This is a genomic window from Massilia sp. SYSU DXS3249, from assembly GCF_053668055.1.
Map to the genome: position 1 here is coordinate 25,835 of NZ_JBSIPX010000008.1, position 24,780 is coordinate 50,614.

Annotated in this window: 22 protein-coding genes; 20 read left to right on the forward strand and 2 right to left on the reverse strand. The window is 65.8% G+C overall.

Going from position 1 to position 24,780, the window contains the following annotated elements:
- Window positions 1-116 precede the first annotated feature (116 nt).
- Window positions 117-1,091, reverse strand: a complete 975-nt coding sequence (locus ACWCIA_RS11350; RefSeq protein WP_454163325.1) for an NADPH:quinone oxidoreductase family protein — start codon at window positions 1,089-1,091, stop codon at window positions 117-119.
- A 186-nt stretch (window positions 1,092-1,277) separates the two neighbouring features.
- On the opposite strand from ACWCIA_RS11350, the gene ACWCIA_RS11355 reads away from it, so the two are divergent.
- The 7 genes from ACWCIA_RS11355 (at window position 1,278) to rlmD (ending at window position 10,144) form a co-directional block, all read left to right on the forward strand.
- Window positions 1,278-1,886, forward strand: coding sequence for a toll/interleukin-1 receptor domain-containing protein (locus ACWCIA_RS11355; RefSeq protein ID WP_454163326.1), 609 nt, complete (start codon window positions 1,278-1,280; stop codon window positions 1,884-1,886).
- 7 nt (window positions 1,887-1,893) lie between these two features.
- Entirely contained in the window at window positions 1,894-4,689 is a 2,796-nt protein-coding gene (locus ACWCIA_RS11360) for a tetratricopeptide repeat protein (protein ID WP_454163327.1), read from the forward strand.
- Between the two features lie 294 nt (window positions 4,690-4,983).
- Window positions 4,984-5,721: a 5'/3'-nucleotidase SurE gene (gene surE / locus ACWCIA_RS11365; protein ID WP_454163579.1), complete on the forward strand. Its 738-nt coding sequence runs from the start codon at window positions 4,984-4,986 to the stop codon at window positions 5,719-5,721.
- Window positions 5,718-6,587, forward strand: a complete 870-nt coding sequence (locus tag ACWCIA_RS11370) for a protein-L-isoaspartate(D-aspartate) O-methyltransferase (RefSeq protein WP_454163328.1) — start codon at window positions 5,718-5,720, stop codon at window positions 6,585-6,587. Before surE ends, ACWCIA_RS11370 begins: the two co-directional genes overlap by 4 nt.
- 33 nt (window positions 6,588-6,620) lie before the next feature.
- Entirely contained in the window at window positions 6,621-7,544 is a 924-nt protein-coding gene (locus ACWCIA_RS11375; RefSeq protein ID WP_454163330.1) for a peptidoglycan DD-metalloendopeptidase family protein, read from the forward strand.
- Between the two features lie 42 nt (window positions 7,545-7,586).
- Window positions 7,587-8,621, forward strand: a complete 1,035-nt coding sequence (gene rpoS / locus ACWCIA_RS11380; RefSeq protein ID WP_454163332.1) for an RNA polymerase sigma factor RpoS — start codon at window positions 7,587-7,589, stop codon at window positions 8,619-8,621.
- A gap of 179 nt (window positions 8,622-8,800) precedes the next feature.
- Window positions 8,801-10,144, forward strand: coding sequence for a 23S rRNA (uracil(1939)-C(5))-methyltransferase RlmD (rlmD, locus tag ACWCIA_RS11385; protein WP_454163333.1), 1,344 nt, complete (start codon window positions 8,801-8,803; stop codon window positions 10,142-10,144).
- 65 nt (window positions 10,145-10,209) lie between these two features.
- Here the strand turns inward: rlmD and ACWCIA_RS11390 are convergent, their stop codons facing one another.
- Window positions 10,210-10,896: a Bax inhibitor-1/YccA family protein gene (locus tag ACWCIA_RS11390; RefSeq protein WP_454163335.1), complete on the reverse strand. Its 687-nt coding sequence runs from the start codon at window positions 10,894-10,896 to the stop codon at window positions 10,210-10,212.
- 260 nt (window positions 10,897-11,156) lie between these two features.
- Here ACWCIA_RS11390 and ndk point away from each other — a divergent pair, with 260 nt between their 5' ends.
- The 13 genes from ndk (at window position 11,157) to hflC (ending at window position 24,715) form a co-directional block, all read left to right on the forward strand.
- Entirely contained in the window at window positions 11,157-11,570 is a 414-nt protein-coding gene (gene ndk, locus ACWCIA_RS11395) for a nucleoside-diphosphate kinase (protein WP_454163336.1), read from the forward strand.
- An 83-nt stretch (window positions 11,571-11,653) separates the two neighbouring features.
- Window positions 11,654-12,823, forward strand: a complete 1,170-nt coding sequence (gene rlmN, locus ACWCIA_RS11400; protein ID WP_454163337.1) for a 23S rRNA (adenine(2503)-C(2))-methyltransferase RlmN — start codon at window positions 11,654-11,656, stop codon at window positions 12,821-12,823.
- A gap of 71 nt (window positions 12,824-12,894) precedes the next feature.
- Window positions 12,895-13,677, forward strand: a complete 783-nt coding sequence (gene pilW, locus ACWCIA_RS11405) for a type IV pilus biogenesis/stability protein PilW (RefSeq protein ID WP_454163580.1) — start codon at window positions 12,895-12,897, stop codon at window positions 13,675-13,677.
- Between the two features lie 7 nt (window positions 13,678-13,684).
- Window positions 13,685-14,716 (forward strand): helix-turn-helix domain-containing protein, encoded by a 1,032-nt coding sequence (locus ACWCIA_RS11410; protein ID WP_454163339.1) that lies wholly within the window; start codon window positions 13,685-13,687, stop codon window positions 14,714-14,716.
- Between the two features lie 56 nt (window positions 14,717-14,772).
- Window positions 14,773-16,077, forward strand: a complete 1,305-nt coding sequence (gene ispG, locus ACWCIA_RS11415; protein ID WP_454163340.1) for a flavodoxin-dependent (E)-4-hydroxy-3-methylbut-2-enyl-diphosphate synthase — start codon at window positions 14,773-14,775, stop codon at window positions 16,075-16,077.
- A 102-nt stretch (window positions 16,078-16,179) separates the two neighbouring features.
- The gene (gene hisS / locus ACWCIA_RS11420) at window positions 16,180-17,517 is read left to right on the forward strand and encodes a histidine--tRNA ligase (RefSeq protein ID WP_454163341.1); all 1,338 of its coding nucleotides are present in this window, start codon (window positions 16,180-16,182) and stop codon (window positions 17,515-17,517) included.
- Window positions 17,518-17,583: 66 nt separating this feature from the next.
- On the forward strand, window positions 17,584-18,246 hold the full coding sequence (locus tag ACWCIA_RS11425) for a YfgM family protein (RefSeq protein WP_454163343.1): 663 nt from the start codon (window positions 17,584-17,586) through the stop codon (window positions 18,244-18,246).
- A 94-nt stretch (window positions 18,247-18,340) separates the two neighbouring features.
- Window positions 18,341-19,495: an outer membrane protein assembly factor BamB gene (gene bamB, locus ACWCIA_RS11430; RefSeq protein WP_454163345.1), complete on the forward strand. Its 1,155-nt coding sequence runs from the start codon at window positions 18,341-18,343 to the stop codon at window positions 19,493-19,495.
- 9 nt (window positions 19,496-19,504) lie between these two features.
- Window positions 19,505-20,848: a ribosome biogenesis GTPase Der gene (gene der, locus ACWCIA_RS11435; protein ID WP_454163346.1), complete on the forward strand. Its 1,344-nt coding sequence runs from the start codon at window positions 19,505-19,507 to the stop codon at window positions 20,846-20,848.
- A gap of 224 nt (window positions 20,849-21,072) precedes the next feature.
- Window positions 21,073-21,309 carry an RNA chaperone Hfq gene (gene hfq, locus ACWCIA_RS11440; protein WP_019141241.1) on the forward strand — a complete coding sequence of 79 codons (237 nt, stop codon included), beginning with the start codon at window positions 21,073-21,075 and terminating at the stop codon, window positions 21,307-21,309.
- Window positions 21,310-21,341: 32 nt separating this feature from the next.
- Window positions 21,342-22,541 carry a GTPase HflX gene (hflX, locus tag ACWCIA_RS11445; RefSeq protein ID WP_454163582.1) on the forward strand — a complete coding sequence of 400 codons (1,200 nt, stop codon included), beginning with the start codon at window positions 21,342-21,344 and terminating at the stop codon, window positions 22,539-22,541.
- Window positions 22,542-22,547: 6 nt separating this feature from the next.
- Window positions 22,548-23,843 carry an FtsH protease activity modulator HflK gene (gene hflK, locus ACWCIA_RS11450; RefSeq protein ID WP_454163348.1) on the forward strand — a complete coding sequence of 432 codons (1,296 nt, stop codon included), beginning with the start codon at window positions 22,548-22,550 and terminating at the stop codon, window positions 23,841-23,843.
- On the forward strand, window positions 23,843-24,715 hold the full coding sequence (hflC, locus tag ACWCIA_RS11455; protein ID WP_454163349.1) for a protease modulator HflC: 873 nt from the start codon (window positions 23,843-23,845) through the stop codon (window positions 24,713-24,715). Before hflK ends, hflC begins: the two co-directional genes overlap by 1 nt.
- Window positions 24,716-24,780 lie beyond the last annotated feature (65 nt).

The window sequence follows — 24,780 nt, forward strand, 5'->3', positions numbered from 1 at the left end:
GTCAAGCCAGAACTCTGCCAACACCGTGCACCCTTCCGCGTGGGCACGTTCGTGATTGAGGCCATTGGCCTCAATCACCCCACCCTACGTCCTTCCGGCAACCGCCGCGGCCATGATCACGGCACGATCACCACCTTGCCCGTCACCTTGCGCTCCGCCATGTCATTCAAGGCCTGTGCCGTATCGGCCAGCGCATAGCGCTTCGACACCAGCGGCTTGAGTTTCCCTTCCGCCATCCAGCCCAGCATCTCGCGCATCGCCGCGAGGTTCTTCTCCGGTTCGCGCCGCACCAGGTCGCCCCAGAACACCCCAACCACGGACGCGCCTTTCAGCAGCATCAGGTTCCAGGGCAGCTTCGGGATCTCGCCGGCGGCAAAGCCCACCACCAGGTGCCGCCCGCGCCAGGCGATCGAGCGCAGCGCCGGTTCGCTGTAGGGCCCGCCGACGGGATCGTAGATCACGTCCGGGCCACGGCCTGCGGTCGCCGCCTTGATCGCCTCGCGCAGGTCCTCGCTCGTGTAATTGATCAGCACATCGGCGCCATGCGCGCGGCACACTTCCAGCTTCTCGTCGCTCGACGCTGCGGCGATCACGCGTGCGCCGAGCGCCTTGCCGATCTCGATGGCCGCCAGGCCGACCCCGCCGGCCGCGCCCAGCACCAGCATCGTTTCGCCGGCCTGCAGGGCGCCGCGGTCGACCACGGCGTGGTGCGAAGTGCCGTAGGTGAGGGTGATCGCCGCGGCCGTATCGAAGTCCATCCCGGGCGGCATCGGCATCAGCGCCTCGGCTGGCGCCAGGGCCTGCTCGGCAAAGGCGCCGGTGCGGGTGAAGCCGATCACGCGGTCGCCGGGCGCGTAGCCCCGGACACCATCGCCCACGGCGCGCACGATGCCCGCGAATTCGTTGCCGGGGGTGAAGGGCAGGGGCGGGCGCACCTGGTACTTGCCCTGCACCGTCAGCACGTCCGGAAAGTTGACCCCGGCCGCGCGCACGTCGACCACGACTTCGCCGGCACCGGGCACGAGATCCGGCAGTTCCTGCAAGGCCAGGCTGTCGGGCGGGCCCCAGTGTTCGCAACGAATGGCTTTCATGGCATCTCCTGTCTGGAAGTTTGGAAAAGGGCCGAATTATGCCCTACGGAATGCCCGCATTGCCCCGTATTCGAGGCGGGTAGCGCATTTGTGCGCCCGCAAAATGGCCGAGGTCCGGAACGCTAGAGTCATGGATGGACATGCGGGAACGAGTGGGCATTGAGGCATTGAATGGGGGAAATGGCAATGGCGATCAGGTACGGCTGTTTCTTCAGCTATGCCCACGGGCGACACGACTTGATGAACCGGTTCAAGACCGCGCTGGCCGATGCGCTGCGCTGCTACCTCGAGCCCTATTTCGACAACGAAGACGAATTGTTCATCGATACCGAGCAGCTCGGCGGGGGCGACGACCTCGACCGCAAGATCGCCCGCGCCATGTGCGAGAGCGTCTGCATGATCCTCATCTACACACCCAAATACGAAGCGCACGCCTACACGCGACGCGAATATGCCGCGATGCGCCTGCTCGAGGCCGAACGCAGCCAGTGGTACACCTTGCCGAGCCACCTGATTATCCCGGTGATCATGACCCAGCATCCGGATCGCCTGCCGCCGCAAATTGCGAGTTCCACCTTTTATGTCGATTTCTCGCATTTCACGATGGCGACCGCAGACCTGAAATCGAACCCCGATTTCCTGCCCGATATCGACAAGATGGTGAAGCGGATTGCGACCCATTACCAGTACCAGAAAATGTACATGCCGCCTGGTCATGATTGCAACCAATTCGTGCTCCCCGATGTCCCACCCGAGTGGCGTGCCGTCCCGGATCTGACCTTTCCGAAAAAATGAGGAGCTCATGGAAATCAACCGCATCACGCTTCCCCCGATCAGCGGCCCCGGCGAAGTGACCACTTTTTATTCGTTTGAAAACGGCGCCGCGCGCAGCCTCGCGCTCGCCGATGCGGCGGTACTGCTCGCGAACCGGCAAAACGCCACGGTGCCGGTGCTGATGATCGACTGGGACACCGAAGCCCCCGGCCTGCACCACCTGTTCCCCGGTTGCGACGAACGCTACGAGAGCGAGCGGCCGGAGCCGGCGCGGCATGGCGCGTTCGCGGCCACCGGAAGGCGGTTCGAGCCGGGGAGGCATGAGGCGGGGAGGCATGAGGCGGGGAGGCCGGGGCACGAGCGGCCGGGACACGACAGGCCGGGCCATGAGAGGCTGGGCAAGGACAGGCAGGACCATGAAAAAACCGCCCATCTCCGGACGGGCGCGGCGCGTCCCGACGCAGCCCGCCCCGAGCCGGGCCGCCCCGGCCTGCTCGAATACTTCGAAGCCTGCCGCGAGCAGCTCGACACGCTCACCCGTACCTGCGCCGACCTCGACCACGAAGAACGCGCACGGTTGGTGCTCGAGGCGATCGACTGGGAAGCCTATGTCGAACGGGTGGACCAGAGCCGCACCCTGTACCTGATGCGCGCCGGCTGCTTCGACGACAGCTACGGCGAGCGCGCCGACCGCATGGACTGGGACGGATTGTTCGCCGCCTGCCCGGCGCTGTTCCGGGCCTTCGCCAGGCATTTGACGCGCCAGTTCCGGCACGTGCTGATCGACTGCCGCGGCGGGCGCTCGGCGGCGGTGAGCATCTGCACCACGCTGCTCCCCGACCGGCTGGTCGGCCTGTTCACCCCGAATGCGCGCAGCCTCGACGGCCTGTCCGGGGTCGTCACGCGCGCCATCGAATACCGCTGCAGCCACGAGGAGGCGCAGCACCCGCTGCTGGTCTACCCGCTGCCTTGCGGCGTCGACAGCCTCGACGCCGAGCGCCGCATGCTGTGGCGCCGCGGCGACCCGCACAAGGGCAGCGTCGGCTACCAGGCGGCGCTCGAGCAACTGCTGCGCAACTGCTACGGCCTGTCCCAGTTGTCCCTCGACAGCTATCTCGACGAAGTGCAGCTGCATGGGGCCGTCGCGGCCGGCGCGGCCGAGCACCTGGGCGCGGCGCCGGAACGCGACGCCGACCGCCTGTCGCAGACCCGCGCCATCGAGGCGCTGCTCGGCTGGCTCGCTCCCGGACGTTTCCCGTGGCAGTCGCGCGCGGAGCTCGATTTGGTCGATGCGATCGGCGCCGCGCGCGCCGCGCTGGCGGCCGGCGAACGCCATGGCACGCGGGCGCTGGACTTCGACGCGAACGGCGCGGTGCTGGCGCGCGAGCTGATGCGCCTGGGCGAGCTGCACCGCCGGCAGGGACGCCTGGCCCAGGCCCACGAGTGCTTCTTCGAAGCCATGCTGCTGCGCTCGCGCCTGCACGGCGACGACCATCCCGACACCCGCGCCAGCCGTGCCATGCTGGCCACCGTCCTGCGCGAGCGCGGGCGCCTGCGCGAAGCGCTGCAGCAGTCCGAAGCCCTGCTCGAACACTGCATGCGCGCGGCCGGCGCCGACCATCCGGAAACGCTGGCCGCGAAATCGGCGCTGGCGGCCACGCTCGCCCGGCTGGAAGAGTTTGCGCGCGCGCTGGCGCTGCACGAGGAGGTGACCGAGGCCTGCGAGCGGCTGTATGGCCCCGGCCATATCGCCACCCTCGACGCGCTGGCCGGACAGGCGCGCACGCTCGCCGGCCACGGCGAATACTCGCGTGCGCGCATGCTCTACGAGCGCGTGCTCGAGGGGCGCCAGCGCATCCTCGGCACCGAGCACGAAGACACGCTGCGCTGCACCGGGCTGCTGGCGACGCTGCTGCGCGACATGGGCGACCTCGGCAATGCACGCAAGCTGCAGGAGCTGGTGCTCAAGGTGCGCGAGCGCCGCCTCGGGCCCGACGCCCCGGTCACGCTGCAGGCGCGCGAGGCGCTGGCGGAAACCTTCGCGGCCCAGGGCGACCTGGGGGCGGTGCGCGACATGCAGCAGTCGCTCGCCACGGCACGCGCACGGCGGCTCGGGGACGACCACCCCGATACCCTCGGCGTGTTGTTGCGGCTGGCCTCGACGCTGAGCCAGCAGGGCGAACTCGAGGAGGCAAGGCAGCTGCAGCAGCACGTCGTCAGCCAGCACGAGCGCCTGCGCGGCATGGACGACCACGAAACCCTGCGCAGCAAGCGCATGCTGGCCGAAACCCTGTCGAGCCAGGGGCATAGCGGCGCGGCGCGCCGGCTCGAACAGAGCGTGGAGGAGGGCGGCAACCGCCTGCACCAGCTGCGCGCGATGTCGGCCGGCCTGCACGATGCTGCCTGCGGCACTGCATCCGGCACAGGCGCCGGCAGCGGCAGCGGGGCCAGCACCGGCCACGGCATCGGCATGGGCGCGCCGGCCGCCGGAGCAGTCGGGGGCGCGGAACCGCGCACGCTGCGCGCGGCGTCCGGGCAGCCGGTTCCGCACGAAGCGCTCGAGCACAGGCTGGGCCAGCTGCACAAGCTGGTCGAGGCCGGGCGCGGGCGCGAGGCGCGGGTGCTGGCCGACAGCCTGCGCGAAACCATCCTGCGCCCGACCGTGGCGCAGCCGCTGCGGCGGCGCGGCGTGGCGCTGATCAAGCAGGTTTATCTCGACGACGGCGACAAGGATGCCTTGCTGGCATTCACCGAGGACGAGGTCGCCTCGCTCGAGGGAGCCCTGCTGGAGGCGGCGGGAGGGTGGCCGCTGACGCTGCGCTGATAACGGGGCGCGGCTGAGGGGCGCAACTGAAGGCGGGCAACTGAAGGGGCATTCGCGGGCGGGCCTGCGCCATTTGCTGGCGGGTCTGCAAGCGGATTCAATCCGGTCGGCAAGCAGACCGGCAAGCGGTCCGCACAGGGCAGCAAGCGGCCGCGAACGCGAGCCCAAGCGCATTGCAAGCCCTGCAAGTCCCTGCCGCGGCGTCGTGCCGGGACAACAGCGCCATGCCCCGCAGGCGAGAAATTATGTATCCTGAACGCGCGATCAAAGCGTTGCTTCAGGTAAAATCGCGTGATGCGAATTCTTATCAGTAACGACGACGGCTACCTCGCCCCAGGCATCAATGCCCTGGCCGAGGCCCTTGCGGACGTCGCCGAGATCATCGTGGTCGCACCCGACAGCAACCGCTCGGGCGCGTCGAACTCGCTTACCCTGGACCGTCCGCTCTCGGTCACGCAGGCTGCCAACGGCTTTTATTATGTGAACGGCACGCCCACCGATTGCGTCCACATCGCGCTGACCGGCATGCTCGATGCGCTGCCCGACCTGGTGGTGTCCGGCATCAACAACGGCCAGAACATGGGCGACGACACCCTGTATTCCGGCACCGTCGCGGCCGCCACCGAAGCCTTCCTGTTCGGGGTGCCGGCGATCGCCTTTTCGCAGGTCCACCACGGCTGGGCCCATCTCGACGCTGCGGCCCGGGTCGCGCGCGAGGTGGTGCTGCGCGGTTTCGACGTGCTGGCCTCGCCGTACTTACTGAACGTTAATATTCCGAACCTGCCCTACGAGGCGATGGGCGCGCTGACGCCGACCCGCCTCGGGCGCCGCCACCAGGCCGAGCCCGTGATCCGCGCGCAAGACCCGCGTGGGCGCGAGATCTTCTGGATCGGCGCACCGGGCGCCTGCCGCGATGCGAGCGAGGGTACCGACTTCCACGCTACCGCGAACGGGCTGGTGTCCATCACGCCGCTCCAGGTGGACCTGACGCACAAGCCGCAGCTCGAGCTGCTGACACGGGGACTGGCATGAACGATACGCCCGAGCGCAAGACTTTTCCATTGCCGCTGTCGTCGGTGACGAGCGGCGCGCGCAAGCCGGGCGCACCGGCGCCGGTCGCCACGCCGCAGACGGCGACCAAGAACGCCGCGCGCGCGGTCGGCGGCGCCCAGCCGCCGAAGGGGCCGCAGCCCGGTCCCAAGCTGCCGGGGTATGCGATGCCGGCGGCGCCGACCGCCCCGCTGGCGACGCGCTCCGACCTGATGGCCACCGAGGCGATCCGGCGCGCGATGGTGGCCCGGGTCGCGGGGCAGGGCGTGCGCGACCAGCTGGTGCTGTCCGCCCTCGAGGCCGTGCCCCGTCACCTCTTCATCGAGCCGGCGCTCTCCGGTCAGGCCTATATCGACGCTTCGCTGCCGATCGGCCACCACCAGACCATTTCCCAGCCCTACATCGTCGCCCGCATGATCGAAGCGATGCGCGAAGGCAGGGGCAACCTGGGCAGTGTGCTGGAGATCGGCACCGGCTGCGGCTACCAGGCCGCGGTGCTGGCGCGGGTCGCCGGCGAAGTGTATTCGATCGAACGCATCAAGCCCCTGCACGAGCTCGCCAAGGCCAACCTGCGGTCCTTGCGCCTGTCCAACCTGCGCTTGCACTACGGAGATGGTATGCTCGGGCTCGCACAGGTTGCCCCTTTTGATGGCATCATCCTAGCCGCGGCCGGAATGGAAGTGCCGCGCGCCCTGCTCGAACAGCTCGCCATCGGCGCCCGGCTGGTCGCCCCCGTCGGCGGGCAGGTGCAGCACTTGCAGCGCATTACCCGCCTCGGCAAGTCCGAGTGGGCCAGCGAAACGCTGGAAGCCTGCCATTTTGTCCCCTTACGCCCTGGCACCATCTGAGGATGACCAGGCCGTGATAAAAAGTAAATGAGAATGAAACAAACACCCCGTTTAGTCCTGCTGACCCTGACCTTAGGCTTGATCGCCGGCTGTACCACCTCCACCCGCCAGGTACCGATTGTCGAACGTCCCGTTTCGGGCGCGCAGGCACGTACCCCGGCGCGCGCCGAAGCGCCACGCGCGGACGCCCGCGGCACCTACACCGTACGCCCAGGCGACACGCTGCTGCGCATCGCGCTCGACCATGGCCAGAATTACCGCGAACTGGTCACCTGGAACAACCTGCGCGACCCGGACGACATCAAGGTCGGCCAGGTGCTGCGCGTCGCGCCCGAGGAGCGTGCCACGCGCTCCGCCGCAGTCGTGACCCAGCCGGTGCCGATGCCACCGGAAACCCGTCCGGCCGTGCCGCGCAAGACCACGCCGCGCGCCGACAAGCGTCCGGCCGACAGCGATGTCGCCGAGGCGCCGCGTTCCGGCGAAAAGGCCGAGGTCGTGGTCGCCGCAAGCAACACCTCCGCCGCGGTGGCGTCGCCTGCTCCGGCAGCCGGTGCGCGCGTGGGCGCCACCGTCACCGCCCAGGACGACGAGAAGCTGAGCTGGATGTGGCCGTCGGACGGCCGCATCGTCGCCACCTTCGACGAAGGCAAGAACAAGGGCATCGATATTGCCGGACGCGCGGGACAGCAAGTCATGGCGGCAGGCGCGGGCAAAGTAATGTACGCTGGCAGCGGCATCCGAGGTTATGGTAACCTCGTCATCGTTAAACACAGCAACAGCTTGCTGTCGGCCTATGCCCATAACCGCGCTATTGTCGTGAAGGAAGGCGACAACGTGGCGAAGGGCCAGGTAATCGCCGAGATGGGCGATTCCGACGCCGACTCGGTGAAGCTGCATTTCGAGATTCGCCAGCAGGGCAAACCAGTCGATCCGTCGAGGTTCTTGCCCAGCCGTTAAAGCGTGTGAGAAACCGTTCTCACATGCTCGTAGAGAGGGCCAATGACGCTGCCGCCGCACTCCCAGGATCACGACGTTCCCGACGAACTGCCTGACGAACTGGAGGGCGAGGGCGCGTCGGGCGAGAACGAATATGGCGCCGGCGTGGCAAGCGATGGCGCCGATGTCGGCGCGATGCTACCGGGGGCGACCGCCGAGGTCGACAGCGTCGACGAGCTCAAGAAGGTGCTTGCCGCCGAGCTCTCCACCGATACCACCCAGCATTACCTGAACCAGATCGGCACGCGGCCGCTGCTGTCGGCCGCCCAGGAAGTGCATTACGCGACCCTGGCCAAGGCGGGCGATTTCGACGCGCGCCAAAAAATGATCGAACACAACCTGCGGCTCGTCGTCTCCATCGCCAAGCACTACATCAACCGCGGCGTCGTCCTGCTCGACCTGATCGAAGAGGGCAACATCGGCCTGATGCGCGCCATCGACAAGTTCGAGCCCGAGCGCGGATTCCGTTTCTCCACCTACGCCACCTGGTGGATCCGCCAGAGCATCGAGCGCGCCATCATGAACCAGGCGCGCACCGTGCGCCTGCCGGTGCACATGGTGCGCGAACTCAACAGCGTGCTGCGCGCCAAGTACCACCTGGAAGCGCGCCATCACGATGGCAAGGACGCCAGCGCCGAGGACATCGCCAGCCTGGTCGGGCGTCCGGTGGAGGAGGTGCAGGACATCCTGGCCCTGTCCGAGCACGCCGCCTCGCTCGACGCGCCGCTCGACAACGATCCCGGATCGAGCCTGATGGACATGCTGCCGGGCGAAGCCGAGGACAGCCCGGACATACGCGCCGAGCAGCACGAGATGACGGCGCTGGTGCGCGACTGGCTCACCCGCCTGCCCGAGAAGCAGCGCCTGGTCGTAATGCGCCGTTTCGGGCTCGACAATGACGATCCGGCCACGCTCGAGACGCTGGCCGAGCAGATGGGCGTGACGCGCGAGCGCGTGCGCCAGATCCAGCAGGAAGCGCTGGTCAAGCTGAAGCGGGCGATGGCGGCACGTGGCGTCGTGCGCGATTCCTTGCTATGATGCCGCCGGTCTTGTGAGCTGAATATCGCTGTCGTAGTTTCCATGCGACGGCAGCAGGCCGAAGTCGAGGCTGTCGGTTCACCCTCTGATCCGCTCCCACTGCTCACGCTTTCGCGTGGGCACGGGGTGCCCACCCTACATTCACGATTCTGTGTGGGCCTCGTGCCCGCCGATACCCAATGCAAGAAACTTTTATCGAAATTAAGTCGCTCGACGCGGATGCGCGCGGCGTCGGCCACCTCGAGAACGAGGACGGCACCCCGGGCAAGGTGATCTTCGTCGAGGACGCACTGCCGGGCGAGCGCGTCAGCTACGAAGTCAAGCGCAAGAAGAAGAACTGGGAATCGGGCCGCATGGTCACCCTGCAGCGCGCCTCGTCCATGCGCGTCGAAGCGCGCTGCGAGCACTTCGGCTACTGCGGCGGCTGCTCGATGCAGCACCTCGAGCCGTCGGCCCAGGTGGCGATCAAGCAGCGTACGCTGGAAGACAACCTCTGGCACCTGTCGAAGGTGAAGGCCGAGAACATCATGCGCCCGCTGTACGGCCCGACCTGGGGCTACCGCTTCCGCGCGCGCCTCTCGGTGCGCCATGTGGAAAAGAAGGGCACGGTGCTGGTCGGTTTCCACGAGCGCGCCTCGTCCTACGTGGCCGATATCCGTTACTGCCACATCCTGCCGCCGCACCTGGGCGGCATGCTGATGCCGCTGCGCGAGCTGGTCGGTTCGCTGTCGATCTACAACCAGATGCCGCAGATCGAAGTGGCGGTCGGCGAAGAGTCGACCGCACTGGTGCTGCGCATCATGGCGCCGCTGAGCAAGAAGGACGAGGAGCTGGTCAAGGCCTTCGCCGACGAGTGGGGCATCCAGTGGTGGCTGCAGCCGAAGGGCCCGGACACGGTCTACCCGTTCTACCCACTGGACAAGGAGCTGTACTACACGCTGCCGGAATTCGGCGTGCGCATGCCTTTCAAGCCGACCGACTTCACCCAGGTGAACCACCAGATCAACCGCGCCCTCGTGCACAAGGCCTTGGGCCTGCTCGAAGTGCAGCCGAACGACCGCGTGGCCGACCTGTTCTGTGGCCTGGGCAACTTCACGCTGCCGCTGGCAACCCAGGCGCGCGAAGTCGTCGGCATCGAGGGCAGCACCGTGCTGTCGGCACGCGCGCTCGATAACGCCAAGGCCAACGGCCTGCATGAGAAGACGACCTTTTACACGCGCAACCTGTTCGAAGTCACCGCCAACGACCTGATCGAACTTGGCCGCTTCGACCGCATGCTGATCGACCCGCCGCGCGACGGCGCGATCGCGCTGGCGCTGGCCCTGGCCGAGCTGCGCGAGTTCGGCAAAACCGAGTTCCTGCCGCAGCGCCTTGTCTACGTCTCGTGCAGCCCCTCGACGCTGGCGCGCGACGCCGGCATCCTGGTGCACCGCGCCGGTTACGTGATGAAAAAGGCGGGCGTGGTCAACATGTTCCCGCATACCTCGCACGTGGAATCGGTGGGTGTGTTCGAGCTGGCGTAATCCGGTTACGAAAGACCAAAAAAAAGCCGACCCTCGGGTCGGCTTTTCATTTTATGCAGCAGCGATCAGTCGTCGCCACCCATGATGCCCAGCAGGCGCAGCAGGGCGGTGAATACGTTGAACACGTCCAGGTAGATCGCCAGGGTCGCGGTAATGTAGTTGGTTTCGCCGCCGTTCACGACGCGGTTCACGTCGTACAGGATGAAGGCCGAGAACACGCCGATCATCAGCACCGAGATCACGATCGTCAGGACCGGCATCTGCAGGAAGATGTTGGCGACGATGGCCAGCAGGATCACGACCGCGCCGGCCGTCAGCCAGCTGCCCATGCCTGCCAGGTTGCGCTTGGTGGTGGTGGCGATGCTGGCCATCACGGCGAAGACGACCGCGGTGCCGCCGAAGGCGGTCATGATCAGGCTGCCGCCGTTCGAGTAGCCGAGCGTGTGGCGCAGCAGCGGGGTCAGCATCAGGCCCATGAAGAAGGTGAAGCCGAGCAGCACGAACACGCCGACCGCCGATTCCTTGGTCTTCTCGATGGCGTACATGAAGCCGAAGGCGATCGCCATGAAGACGATGAAGCCCATGAAGCCGCTGAACATCGGCAGGTTCATCGATACGCCGACGAAGGCGCCGAGCACGGTGGGGATCATCGACAGCGCAAGCAGCCAGAAGGTGTTGCGCAGGACTTTGTTGCGCGCGACCTGGCCTACGGCCACGTCGTAAGCGGGTTGCTTTTGCAGGATGGGATTCATGTTGCCTCCGGTTAGATAAAAATGTATTGCTACTGAAGCATAGCATGGGACCGCTGCGCCAAGGGGAGGCCTTAAGTGAGCCATAAGCCTGGCGCCGACGCAGCCCTTCAGCATTGACAGGGCGGATTTTCGCCGCCACTCTACCACTTTGGTGGTCAAAGCCGCAATATCGGTTATATGGGGCGAGGTATGGTAAAATCAAAGGTTGATTGAGCTCTCAACTTCTCGATTTAAACCTTTCTTTTTATTGGAGTTTTTACATGGCAATCGAACGCACCCTGTCGATCATCAAACCAGACGCAGTTGCAAAAAACGTGATCGGCCAAATCTACAGCCGCTTCGAAAACGCTGGCCTGAAGATCGTTGCTGCCCGCATGACCCAGCTGACCCGCGAACAGGCTGAAGGTTTCTACGCTGCCCACAAGGAGCGCGGCTTCTTCAAGGACCTGGTCGACTTCATGGTCTCGGGCCCGGTCATGATCCAGACCCTGGAAGGCGAAAACGCCGTCCTGGCACACCGCGACCTGATGGGCGCGACCGATCCGAAGAAGGCTGAAAAGGGCACCATCCGCGCCGATTTCGCCGATTCGATCGATGCCAACGCCGTGCACGGTTCGGACGCTGTCGAAGCTGCCAAAGTCGAAATCGCTTACTTCTTCCCAGAACTGAAGTAATCGACTCACCGTATCAAGAACCGCTCGCCCGCGGCCCCAAGGTCGGCGCGAGCGGGGTTATTTGGAAACACAACAGGACAAACATGACGACTCTCACCAACCTGCTGGACTTCGATCCCGCGCAACTCGTCGCCTATTGCGCCGAATTGGGTGAGAAGCCGTTCCGCGCCAAGCAATTGCAGCGCTGGATCCACCAGTTCGGCGCCGCCAGCTTCGACGACATGACGGATCTCGCCAAGTCGCTGCGCGAAAAACTGAAGACCCGGGCCGAAGTCCGCGCGCCGGGCATCATCAGCGACCATACCTCCACCGACGGCACCCGCAAGTGGCTGGTCGACGTCGGCAACGGCAACGCGGTCGAAACCGTGTTCATCCCGGAAGAAAACCGCGGCACGCTGTGCATCTCGACCCAGGCCGGCTGCGCCGTGAACTGCCGCTTCTGCTCGACCGGCAAGCAGGGCTTCAACCGCAACCTGACGGTGGCCGAGATCATCGGTCAGCTGTGGATGGCCGAGTTCGAGCTGCGCCGCACCAAGGGCATCGAGCCGGGCCCGAAGGGCGAGCGCCAGATCACCAACGTGGTCATGATGGGCATGGGCGAACCGCTGCTGAACTACGAGCCGACCGTCACCGCCCTCAAGATGATGCTCGACGATAACGCCTACGGCCTGTCGCGCCGCCGCGTGACCCTGTCGACCTCGGGCGTGGTGCCGAACATCGACAAGCTGTCCCAGGACTGCCCGGTGGCGCTGGCCGTGTCGCTGCACGCGTCGAACGACGCCCTGCGCGACATCCTGGTGCCGCTGAACAAGAAATACCCGCTGCGCGAACTGCTGGCCGCGTGCAAGCGCTACCTCGAATTCGCGCCGCGCGACTTCATCACTTTCGAGTACTGCATGCTCGACGGCTTCAACGACAGCGACGAGCACGCGCGCGAACTGATCGCGCTCGTCAACGACCCGGCTACCGGCATCAACTGCAAGTTCAACCTGATTCCCTTCAATCCGTTCCCGGAATCGGGCCTGACGCGCTCGAAGAACCCGCGCATCAAGGCCTTCGCCCAGGTGCTGATGGACGCCGGCATCGTCACCACCGTGCGCAAGACGCGCGGCGACGACATCGACGCCGCCTGCGGCCAGCTGGCCGGCGAAGTGCAGGACCGCACCAAGGTCGCCCAGCGCATGGAAAAGATGGCCGAGTACCAGAAGAAGTTCGGCGCCGATTTCGGCCGCATCGTGGAGATCCCTTCTTGAAAAGGGCCGCGGCAGGCTTGTCCAGCGACCAGGGCGTGCGCAACCAGGCAACGCCCGGCTGTTCGCGCCTGATGGCGCTCGGCAGCGCTGCCGCGCTCTGCCTGCTGGCGGCCTGCGCCGCGCCGGGCAGCAGCACCGGCGAACTGAAAACCGCATCCGACGTGACCGCCGCCGAAAAGCGCGCCGGCATCCGTCTGCAGCTCGCGGTCGGCTATTACCAGCAGGGCAAGTACGATATCGCCCTCGACGAGATCAAGCAGGCCCTGGCCGCCGATCCCGATTACGCCGATGCCTACGGCATGCGCGCGCTGATCTATACGGCGATGGGGCAGGTGCCGCTGGCCGACGACAATTACCGCCACGCGCTGCGCCTGGCGCCGCGCAACCCGGAGCTGGCCAACAACTACGGCGCCTTCCTGTGCCAGACGGCCAACCGCCCGGTCGAGGCCATGCGCCAGTTCGACGCCGCGCTGAAGAACCCGAGCTACCAGACGCCGGTGAGCGCCATGGTGAATGCAGGCGTGTGCAGCCTCAAGAGCAAGAATCACGACGCGGCCGAGCGCTACCTGCTCGATGCGCTGCGTTACAACCCCGAACTGCCCGCCACCCTGGCCGGGTTGGGGCGGGTCTACTACGAGCGGCGCGACTACCAGCGCGCCGGTTTTTTCATTAACCGCCTGACAGAGGTGTCGAAGCTCGACGCCCTGTCCGCCGACGCGTTGTGGCTCGCCTTGCGGGTGCAGCGCAAACTGGGCGAACGCTCGATGGAGGCCAGCCTCGTGGCGCAGCTGCGGCGGCGCTTCCCCGGCTCGCCCGAGTACCTGGCGTACGAGCGCGGGGCATTCGATGAGTGAGACGACTATGACTTCAGAGCGCGCAGACCAGAGCGCCACGCCGGACAACCACCAACGCGAACCGGGGGCAACGCTGGCCGCGCAACGCGAGGCGCTGGGGTGGACGATCGAGCAGGTGGCCGAGCAGCTCAAGCTCGCCGTGCGCCAGGTGGTGGCCATCGAAAAGGGCGATTTCGCGGCCCTGCCGAGCCCTGCCGTGACGCGCGGCTTCGTGCGCGCCTACGCCAAGGTCCTGCGCCTCGACCCGGCGCCGCTGGTGGCGATGATCCCGATGGATAATCCCGTGCCGGCGGAGGCGCCTGGCGCCTCGGCCCGCCGCGAGCGCCAGACTTCGTTCTCGCAGTCGCGCTACCCGACCCACGGCAAGCGCTCCAGCCTGCCGCTGGCCTGGATCGCCGGCGTCGCCGTAGTGGCCGCCGCCGGCTTCGCGGTCTGGCATTTCGGCCTGCTGCCGCTGCCGGGCAGCGACGCGCCTGCCAACAGCACCGGCAACGCCGAACTCATCACCACGCCGGCCGGCACGGCGCCCGGCGCCAACGCACCGGTGCCCGACAGCGTGCTCAATCCTTCGGTGCCGCTGATTTCGGTGCCGGGACCGGCAGCCGGTGGCGCTGCCGCCCCAGCCGCGGGTACGGCAGGCACCGCAGGGACGCCAGCCGCTCCTGCTGCCGTTCCGCCGGCTGTCGCGACGACGACGCCGGCGACCACCGCACCAGGTGCGGCACCGGCGGCGACGCCAGCAGCAACGCCGGCCGCAACGACGCCGGCTGCAGCGCCAGCTACCGCCGCACCGGCCGCCGGCGCCAATACCCTGGTGCTGACCGTGCGCGAGGATTCCTGGATCGAAGTGCGTCCGCAGGGCGGCAAGGCGCTGATTTCGCGCCTCGTCAAGGCCGGCAGCACCGAGACCGTCGAGGTGCCGGGCACGGCGACGCTGGTGGTCGGCAATCCGGCCGGCGTCTCGGCCACGCTGCGCGGCGCCGCCGTCGCGCTGCCGCCGGTGCCGGGCAAGACGATCTCGCGCGTGACCATCAAGTAAAGAACAACCATGAACCTGCCCGCCAGCGGGGCAGGGACCATACAACGAGCAAAGCAATGACTTCTACGAACCTGCCCATTCCTTCCGGTCCGATGGCGCGCCGCGCCAGCCGCCGCGTGCTGGTCCAGCATGGCGAGCGCAAGGTCTGGATCGGCGGCGACGCCCCGGTGGTCGTGCAATCGATGACGAACACCGACACCGCCGACGTGATCGGCACCGCCATCCAGATCAAGGAGCTGGCGCGCGCCGGCTCCGAGATGGTGCGCCTGACCGTCGACAAGCCGGAAGCGGCCGCGGCCGTGCCGGCGATCCGCGAGCAGCTCGACCGCATGGAAGTGGACGTGCCGCTGGTCGGCGATTTCCACTACAACGGCCACATCCTGCTGCGCGACTTCCCGGAGTGCGCCGCCGCCCTGTCGAAATACCGCATCAATCCGGGCAACGTGGGGCAGGGCGCCAAGCGCGACGCCCAGTTCGCGCAGATGATCGAAGTGGCGATGCAGCACAACAAGCCGGTGCGCATCGGCGTCAACTGGGGCAGCCTCGACCAGAGCCTGCTGGCGCGCATCATGGACGAGAACGCCGCGCGCGCGAATCCGTACTCGGCGCAGGCGGTAATGTACGAAGCCCTGATCACCTCGGCCATCGAGAACGCCGTGCGCGCCGAGGAAATCGGTCTGGCGAAAGACAAGATCATCCTGTCGTGCAAGGTCTCGGCCGTGCAAGACCTGATTGCCGTCTACCGCGAACTGGCGCGCCGCTGCGACTATCCGCTGCACCTGGGCCTGACCGAGGCCGGCATGGGCAGCAAGGGCATCGTCGCCTCGACCGCCGCGCTGTCGGTGCTGCTGCAGGAAGGCATCGGTGACACCATCCGCGTCTCGCTCACCCCGGAACCGGGCGGCGACCGCACCAAAGAGGTCGTGGTGTCGCAGGAAATCCTGCAGACCATGGGCCTGCGCAAGTTTACCCCGATGGTGATCGCCTGCCCGGGCTGCGGCCGCACGACCTCGACCGTGTTCCAGGAACTGGCCGACAACATCCAGAGCTTCCTGCGCGAGCAGATGCCGGAATGGAAGAAGTCGTATCCGGGCGTGGAAGCGATGAACGTGGCCGTGATGGGCTGCATCGTCAACGGGCCGGGCGAATCGAAGCATGCGAACATCGGCATCAGTTTGCCGGGCACCGGCGAATCGCCGGCGGCGCCGGTGTTTGTCGATGGGCAGAAGGTGGCCACGCTGCGCGGCGAGCGGATCGTGGATGAGTTCCAGAACATTGTTTTGGAATACGTGAAGAAGAATTATGGGCGAGCCGGGGTTTCGAGCGACATGTCGCTCGCCGGCGCAGCGACCCAGGCGTGAGCCTGGGGCTGGGGAGGAGCTTGCCCAGCCTTGAGCAGAATAGAAATCGAATCAACGTAGGTGGGCGCCCCGGCGCCCACCGTGCGAACCGAAGAAATAAACATGTCCAAACCAGAAAAAATCGTCGCCATCAAAGGCATGAACGACATCCTCCCGGCCGACGCGCCGATGTGGGAGCTGTTCGAAAACACCGCTGAAACGATCCTGAAAAGCTACGGCTACCAGAAGATCGTCACCCCGATCGTCGAGGAAACCGGCCTGTTCGCGCGCGCCATCGGCGCCGTCACCGACATCGTCGAGAAGGAAATGTATTCCTTCACCGATTCGATGAACGGCGACCAGCTGACCCTGCGCCCGGAAGGCACGGCCGGCGTCGTGCGTGCGGTGCTCGAACACAACATGGTCTACGATGGCCCGAAACGCCTCTGGTACAAGGGCCCGATGTTCCGCCACGAGCGTCCGCAGCGCGGCCGCTACCGCCAGTTCTTCCAGTTCGGCGCGGAAGCGGTCGGCTTTGCCGGCCCGGACATCGACGCGGAACTGATCATGCTGTGCCGCCGCCTGTGGGACGACCTCGGCCTGCAGAACGTGCGCCTGGAGCTGAACTCCATCGGTAACGCGGAAGAGCGCCTGCGCCACCGCGCCGACCTGATCGCCTACTTCGAGCAGCACGCCGACATCCTCGACGCCGAAGCCAAGCGCCGCCTGCACAGCAACCCGCTGCGCATCCTCGACACCAAGAACCCGGCCATGCAGGAGATGGTGAACGGCGCGCCTCAGCTGCTGTCCTACCTGGGCGAAGAATCGCTGGCCCACTTCGAAGGCGTCAAGAAGCTGCTCGACCGTAACAACGTGCAGTTCACCGTCAACCCGCGCCTGGTGCGCGGCCTCGATTACTACAACCGCACCGTGTTCGAATGGGTCACCGACGAGCTGGGCTCGCAAGGCACCATCTGCGCCGGCGGCCGCTACGATCCGCTGATCGAGCAGTTCGGCGGCAAGGCGACCCCGGGCGTCGGTTTCGCGATGGGCATCGAGCGCATCATCGAGCTGATGAAGGGCCTGGGCGAACCGGCGCAACCGAGCCAGTGCGACGTCTACATGGTGCACCAGGGAGAAGAAGCCCAGGTGCAGGCCTTCATCCTGGCCGAGCGCCTGCGTGATGCCGGCCTGGACGTTGTGTTACATTGCGCAACGCCAACGGGTGCGGGCAGCTTCAAGAGCCAGATGAAGAAGGCCGATGCCAGCGGCGCGGCCTTTGCGGTGATCCTGGGCGAAGACGAAGTGGCGAACAGCGTGGCGGCCGTCAAGTCGCTTCGTGGCGAGGCAGGCGAGCAGCAGCAGGCCAGCGTCGCCTTCGACAAGGTCGTCGATCACGTGGTCGATGCCATCATCGGCGACCACGATCACGACCACGATCACGTTCATTACCACCCGTAATAAATAGAAGCATTGATTCATAGATTCCATTCATCGATTTAATATAACTGCGACTAGACGAACGACATGGCATACGACCTCGAAGAACAAGAACAGATTGCCTCTTTCAAGGCTTTCTGGGCAAAGTACGGCAACCTGATCACCTGGGTGCTGATCCTGGCGCTGGGCGCTTTCGCCGCCTACAACTTCTGGACCAAGCACCAGCGCGACCAGGCCGTCGGCGCCTCGGCCCTGTACGACGAGCTGACCGATGCCGTGACCGCCAAGGACAACGCCAAGGCCCAGCGCATCGCCGGCGACATCCAGGCCAAGTTCAAGCGCACCGCCTACGCGCAGATGAGCGCCCTGGGCGCGGCCAAGACCGCCTTCGAAGCGAACGACCTGAAGACCGCGAAAGCCCAGCTGCAATGGGTGGTCGACAACGGCAACGACGAGTACAAGTCGGTGGCCCAGCTGCGCCTGGCCGGCGTCCTGCTCGACGAAAAGAACTACGACGGCGCCCTGAAGCTGCTGAACGGCGAGTTCCTCCCGCAGTTCACCGGCGAAGTGGCCGACCGCAAGGGCGACGTGCTGGTCGCGCAGAACAAGATTGCCGAAGCCCGCAACGCCTATGTGGCAGCGCTGGCAGCGATGGGTGCGAAGCATCCTGGCACCCAGCTGGTGCGCATCAAGCTCGAAGCCATCGGCGGTACCGTCCCGGCTGCGTCGGCTGATCAGAAAGCTGCGTAAGAAGGTTCGCGCAAAGCCCGCGGCCGCCGTTCCCGGTGGTCGCGGGCTTTGCGTCCTTCTGATTCTCAACAGACTTAGAACAAGGTAAAAGAAAATGCGTATTACCCGTAAGCTGGTTGGTGTCGGTGTCCTGGCCCTGATGACGGGCTGCTCGACCTTGAGCTCGCTCAATCCGTTCGCGTCGAAATCCAAGGGCAGCGAACCGGCCCCGCTGGTCGAACTGAAGGGCACGATGGCTGTGCGCACCGCCTGGAAACTCGACATCGGCAAGGCACGGGGTTACCAATTCTCGCCTGCACTGGCCGGCAATACCGTGATCATGGCCGGCGCCGACGGCGACATCGCCCGCGTCGAAGCCGCCGACGGCCGCCAGATGTGGCGCATCAAGGCCGGCACCGGCCTGACCGCCGGCGTCGGCACCGACGGCAACGTGATCGTCGTCGGCGCCGCCGACGGCGTCCTGATGGCTTTCGACATGGACGGCAAGGCGCTCTGGAAGAGCCAGCTGTCGAGCGAGATCCTCTCGGCTCCGGCCGTGGGGCAGGGCGTCGTCGTGGCGCGCAGCATCGACAACCGCATCGTCGGCATCGACGCCGCCACCGGCCAGAAGAAATGGACCGTCCAGCGTAATTCGCCGGCCCTGACCCTGCGCACGGCGCCGGGCATGGTCGTGCACAATGCCGATGTGATCATCGCCCAGCCGGCCGGCAAGCTCGGCTCCTTCCTGCTGGCCACCGGCGCCCCGCGCTGGGAGGTCGAAGTGGGCCTGGCGCGCGGCGCCACCGAACTCGAGCGCGTTACCGACATCGGCGGCGCTCCCGTGATCTTTGAGACCGACGTCTGCGCCGTGGCCTACCAGGGCCGCGTCGCCTGCTACGAAATCGCCTCGGGCACGCCGCGCTGGACGCGCGACCTGTCGTCCACGGTCGGCGTGGCGGTCGACCAGCGCTTCGTGTTCGCCGCCGACGACAAGGGCGCGCTGCACGCGTTCGACCGCGACGGCGGCGCCAGCGCCTGGAAGAACGACAAGCTGGCCTTCCGCGGCCTGTCGACCCCAGCCTCCTTCGGCCGCGCGGTCGCGGTCGGCGACTACCAGGGTTACATCCACTTCCTGTCGCGCGAGGACGGCAGCTTCCTCTCGCGCGCCGCCACCGACGGCAGCAGTATCATCGGCACGCCACTGGTTGCCGGATCGAACCTGATTTTTCAAACACAAAATGGAACTGTGACCGCCATCGCGGTCGAATAGAATAACTACATGAAGCCGGTAATTGCACTCGTTGGTCGCCCGAACGTCGGGAAGTCGACCCTATTCAACCGCCTGACCCGTTCGCGCGACGCGTTGGTGGCCGACCTCCCTGGCCTGACGCGCGACCGCCACTACGGCGAAGGGCGCATCGGCGAGCGGCCGTTCCTGGTGATCGACACGGGCGGTTTCGAGCCGGTCGCCAAGGAAGGCATCATGCACGAAATGGCGCTGCAGACGAAACAGGCGGTGGCGGAAGCCGACGTCGTCGTCTTCCTCGTCGACGGCCGCCAGGGCCTGACCCCGCACGACAAGACCATTACCGACTTCCTGCGCAAGTCGGGCCGCAAGGTCATGCTGGTCATTAACAAGTCGGAAGGGATGAAGTACACCTCGGTCACCGCCGAGTTCTACGAGCTCGGCATGGGCGACCCCTACGTCATTTCCGCCGCCCACGGCGACGGCGTGCACGACCTCGTCAACGAAGCGCTGGACGAAGCCTTCGCCCAGCGCCCGGCCGACGAGGAAGAACTCGAAAGCCAGGACTACGGCGTCAAGATCGCGCTGGTCGGCCGCCCGAACGTGGGCAAGTCGACCCTGATCAACACCCTGGTCGGCGAGCAGCGCGTGATCGCCTTCGACATGCCGGGTACCACCCGCGACTCGATCGAAGTGCCGTTCGAGCGCGAGGGCAAGCAGTACACCCTGATCGACACGGCCGGCATCCGCCGCCGCGGCAAGGTCTTCGAAGCCATCGAGAAGTTCTCGGTCGTCAAGACCCTGCAGTCGGTGTCGGAAGCGAACGTGGTCGTGCTGATGCTCGACGCCCAGCAGGATATTTCCGAGCAGGACGCGCACATCGCCGGCTTCATCCTGGAATCGGGACGCGCCCTGGTGGTGGCCGTCAACAAGTGGGATGGATTGACCTCCGACCAGCGCGACCAGATCAAGAACGACATCGACCGCAAGCTCGACTTCCTGGGCTTTGCCGAGATGCGCTTCATTTCGGCGCTGAAGGGCACCGGCATCAAGCAGCTGATGACCTCGGTGAACACGGCCTACGCCGCGGCGACCGCCAACCTGTCGACGCCGCGCCTGACGCGCGCCCTGCAGGAAGCGATCGAGAAACAGGAACCGAAGCGCAAGGGCAGCACCCGTCCGAAGATGCGCTATGCCCACCAGGGCGGCCAGAACCCGCCGGTCATCGTCATCCACGGCAATGCGCTCGACGGCGTTACCGAGCCTTACAAGCGCTACCTGGAAAAGCATTTCCGCGAGACCTTCAACCTGATCGGCACGCCGCTGCGGATTGAACTGCGCAGCGGGAAAAACCCGTTTGCGAAAGACCAGGGTTAAGCGTGCCGCGGCCGGCAAACCGCCCAGCAAACTTATCAGTTTCTTAGCAGTGACTTAAGCGCAGCGGTTTTGCCGGTATTTCAGGCTAGCAGTACGACAAAATCTGGCAAAACAGGTTACAGTACTTCCAGGCTATCGTTCGCAAAGCTGAATCTTGCCCCGTGCACTTGAAAAGGAGGCGCTTGCCTCCATTTTTTAAACTACAACAACATTACGGAGCTGTTATGAGCAACAAAGGGCAACTGTTACAAGACCCATTCCTCAATGCCTTGCGCAAAGAGCACGTCCCTGTCTCGATCTACCTGGTCAACGGGATCAAACTGCAGGGCCATATCGAGTCGTTCGACCAGTACGTCGTCCTGCTCCGCAACACCGTGACCCAAATGGTGTACAAGCATGCCATTTCCACCGTCGTACCGGCCCGCGCCGTCAATCTCAACCTCGAATCCGAAGCTGAGTAAGGCCGATGGCTGACGCCCCCGGCACTCCTTCCATGCGCGCCGCGCTCGTCGGCGTCGATTTCGGCGCGGTCGACTTCACGGCCAGCCTCGAAGAGCTGGCCCTGCTGGCGCGTTCCGCAGGCGCGGAACCGATCAATACCATCACGGCCAAGCGCAACGCTCCCGATCCTGCCTACTTCGTCGGCAGCGGCAAGGCCGACGAGATCGGCCTGGCGGCGAAGGCCGACGGCGCCGAGCTCGTCATCTTCAACCATGCCCTGTCCCCGGCGCAGCAGCGTAACCTCGAGCGCCGCCTCGAGATCCGCGTCATCGACCGCACCAGCCTGATCCTCGACATCTTTGCGCAGCGCGCCCAGAGCCACGAGGGCAAGCTGCAGGTCGAGCTGGCCCAGCTGCAGCACCTGGCCACGCGCCTGATCCGCGGCTGGACCCACCTGGAGCGCCAGAAGGGCGGTATCGGCCTGCGCGGCCCCGGCGAAACCCAGCTCGAGACCGACCGCCGGCTGATCGGCGAGCGGGTCAAGGCCCTGCGCGCGCGCCTGGCCAAGCTGCGCAAGCAGCACGAGACCCAGCGCCGCCAGCGCGGGCGCAACAATACCTTCTCCGTGTCCCTGGTCGGCTACACCAACGCCGGCAAGTCGACGCTCTTCAATACCCTGACCAAGGCCGGCGTCTACGTCGCGAACCAGCTGTTCGCGACGCTCGACACCACCAGCCGCCGCCTCTACCTGGGCGACGAGACGGGCAGCGTCGTCATCTCCGACACCGTCGGTTTCGTGCGCGAGCTGCCCCACCAGCTGGTGGCCGCCTTCCGCGCCACGCTCGAGGAAACCATCCACGCCGACCTGCTGCTGCACGTGGTCGACGGTTCCTCGCCGGTGCGCATGGAGCAGATCGAGCAGGTCAACGAAGTCTTGCGCGAAATCGGTGCCGACCATATTCCGCAGATCCTTGTGTGGAACAAGATTGATGCAGCCGACCTCCAGCCGGGGGTCGAACGTGATGAATATGATAAAATCAGCCGCGTTTTTATCAGCGCCAGGAGTGGTGCCGGCCTTGATCTGCTGCGCGACGCCATTGTCGAGGCAGCCACGTCGGCAGCCACGCAGTCTTCCTATCCGGCGCAAGGTCTGACCTCCAAGAACGAAGAGCAGGACGATGCAGCGCCGGAGTTCCTTGACGAGGACGACGGCGAAAGTATTCCAACCTCCACCCATGTCGGGCCACATTAGAAGCCTATGCTTGTTTCTTTATTCAAACGTTTCGGCATTAAACTTTCGCTGAACGATCCACGCTGGGGCAAAAATCCCGAAGGTGACCACAAAGCCCAGGAGGGCCGCCGTCCGGGCGAAGGTCCACCCGACCTCGACCAGATGTGGCGCGACTTCAATGCGCGCCTGAACCGCCTGTTCGGCAACCGCGGCAACAACGGCGGCGACGCCGGCGGCCCCTACCGCGGCGAAGGCCGCGGCGCGGGCATCACCGCCTCCGTCATCGGCTTCATCGTGCTCCTGATCTGGCTCGCCAGCGGCGCCTTCATCGTGCAGGAAGGGCAGGTCGGCGTAGTCACCACCTTCGGCCGCCTCTCGCACACCACCGGCGCCGGCTTCAACTGGCGCTGGCCGGCCCCGATCCAGGCCCACGAAACGGTTAACGTCTCGCAGGTGCGCACCGCCGAAGTCGGCTACCGCGACAACGTGCGCAACAAGCAGGCCGCCGAATCGCTGATGCTGACCGACGACGAAAACATCATCGACATCCAGTTCGCGGTGCAGTACACGCTGAAGGACCCGGTCGCCTGGGTCTTCAACAACCGCGACCAGGACGCGACCATCCGCCAGGTGGCCGAGACCGCCATCCGCGAAGTCGTCGGCCGCAGCAAGATGGACTTCGTGCTCTACGAAGGCCGCGAAAAGGTGGCGCTCGACGTGCACAACCAGATCCAGGCGATCATCGACCGCTACAAGCTCGGCGCGCTGGTCACCAACGTCACCATGCAGAACGTGCAGCCGCCGGAGCAGGTGCAGAGCGCTTTTGACGACGCGGTGAAAGCCGGCCAGGACCGCGCCCGTGCCCGCAACGAGGGCGAGGCCTATGCCAACGACGTGATCCCGCGTGCCCGTGGCGCGGCCTTCCGCCTGCTGCAGGACGCCGAAGCCTACCGCTCGATGGTCGTCGAAAACGCCACCGGTAATGCTTCGCGCTTCAGCCAGGTGGTGGCCGAGTACTCGAAGGCCCCGGGCGTGACCCGCGACCGCATGTACATCGACACGATGCAGGACATCTTCACCAGCACCAGCAAGGTGATGGTGGATGCCAAGTCGGGTTCCAACCTGCTGTACCTGCCGCTCGACAAGCTGATCGCCCAGGTGGCGGCCAACGACGCCGCCGTCGGCGCCGCCCGTTCGGGCGCGGTCCAGGTGCAGGAGCAGGGCGCAACGACGCCCACGCAGGAAGTAATGCAGACCATCGAGCAGGCGCGCCAGCGCGACAGCCGCGCTCGCGATACCTCACGTGACAGGGAGAGCCGTTAATGAACCGCCTCGTAACCATTTTCGTGGCGGGCTTCATTGCCCTGATGCTGCTGTCCTCGACCGTGTTCGTGGTCGACCAGCGCCGCTTCGCCATCGTGTTCGCACTCGGTGAAGTGCGCGAAGTCATCTCCGAACCGGGCCTGCACTTCAAGCTGCCGCCGCCGTTCCAGAACGTCATCTACCTCGACAAGCGCATCCTGACCCTGGATACGCCCGACGCCGACCGCTTCATCACGGCCGAGAAGAAAAACATCCTGGTCGACGCCTTCGTGAAGTGGCGCATCGTCGACCCGCGCCTGTACTACGTCAGCTTCAGCGGCGACGAACGCGCCGCGGCCAACCGCATGTCGCAGATCATCAAGGCGGCCCTGAACGACGAGATCACCAAGCGCACCGTGCGCGAAGTGATTTCGGGCGAGCGCGGCGCGGTGATGCAGGCGGTGCAGAACAAGGTCGTGGCCGAAGCCAAGCAGATCGGCGTCGGCATCGTCGACGTACGCCTCAAGCGCGTGGACTACATCGAGCAGATCAACGCCTCGGTCTACGACCGCATGCGCGCCGAGCGCGTGCGCGTGGCGAACGAGTTGCGTTCGACGGGTTCGGCCGAAAGCGAAAAGATCCGCGCCGACGCCGACCGCCAGCGCACCGTGATCCTGGCCGAAGCCTTCCGCGAAGCCGAGAAGATCAAGGGCGAGGGCGACGCCCGGGCCTCGGCGATCTACGCCGGCGCATTCGGCAAGAACCCGGAGTTCTACAAGTTCTACCGCTCGCTCGAAGCCTACCGCGCCAGCTTCAAGGCGCATGGCGACGTGATGGTGATCGATGCGAATTCGGAGTTCTTCAAGTATTTCAAGAATCCGGGCAGCAAATAAGAGGGCAGTCATCCGCCAGCAAGCCGCTGAACAAGAACGCCGCGTACTCCGCGGCGTTTTTCTTT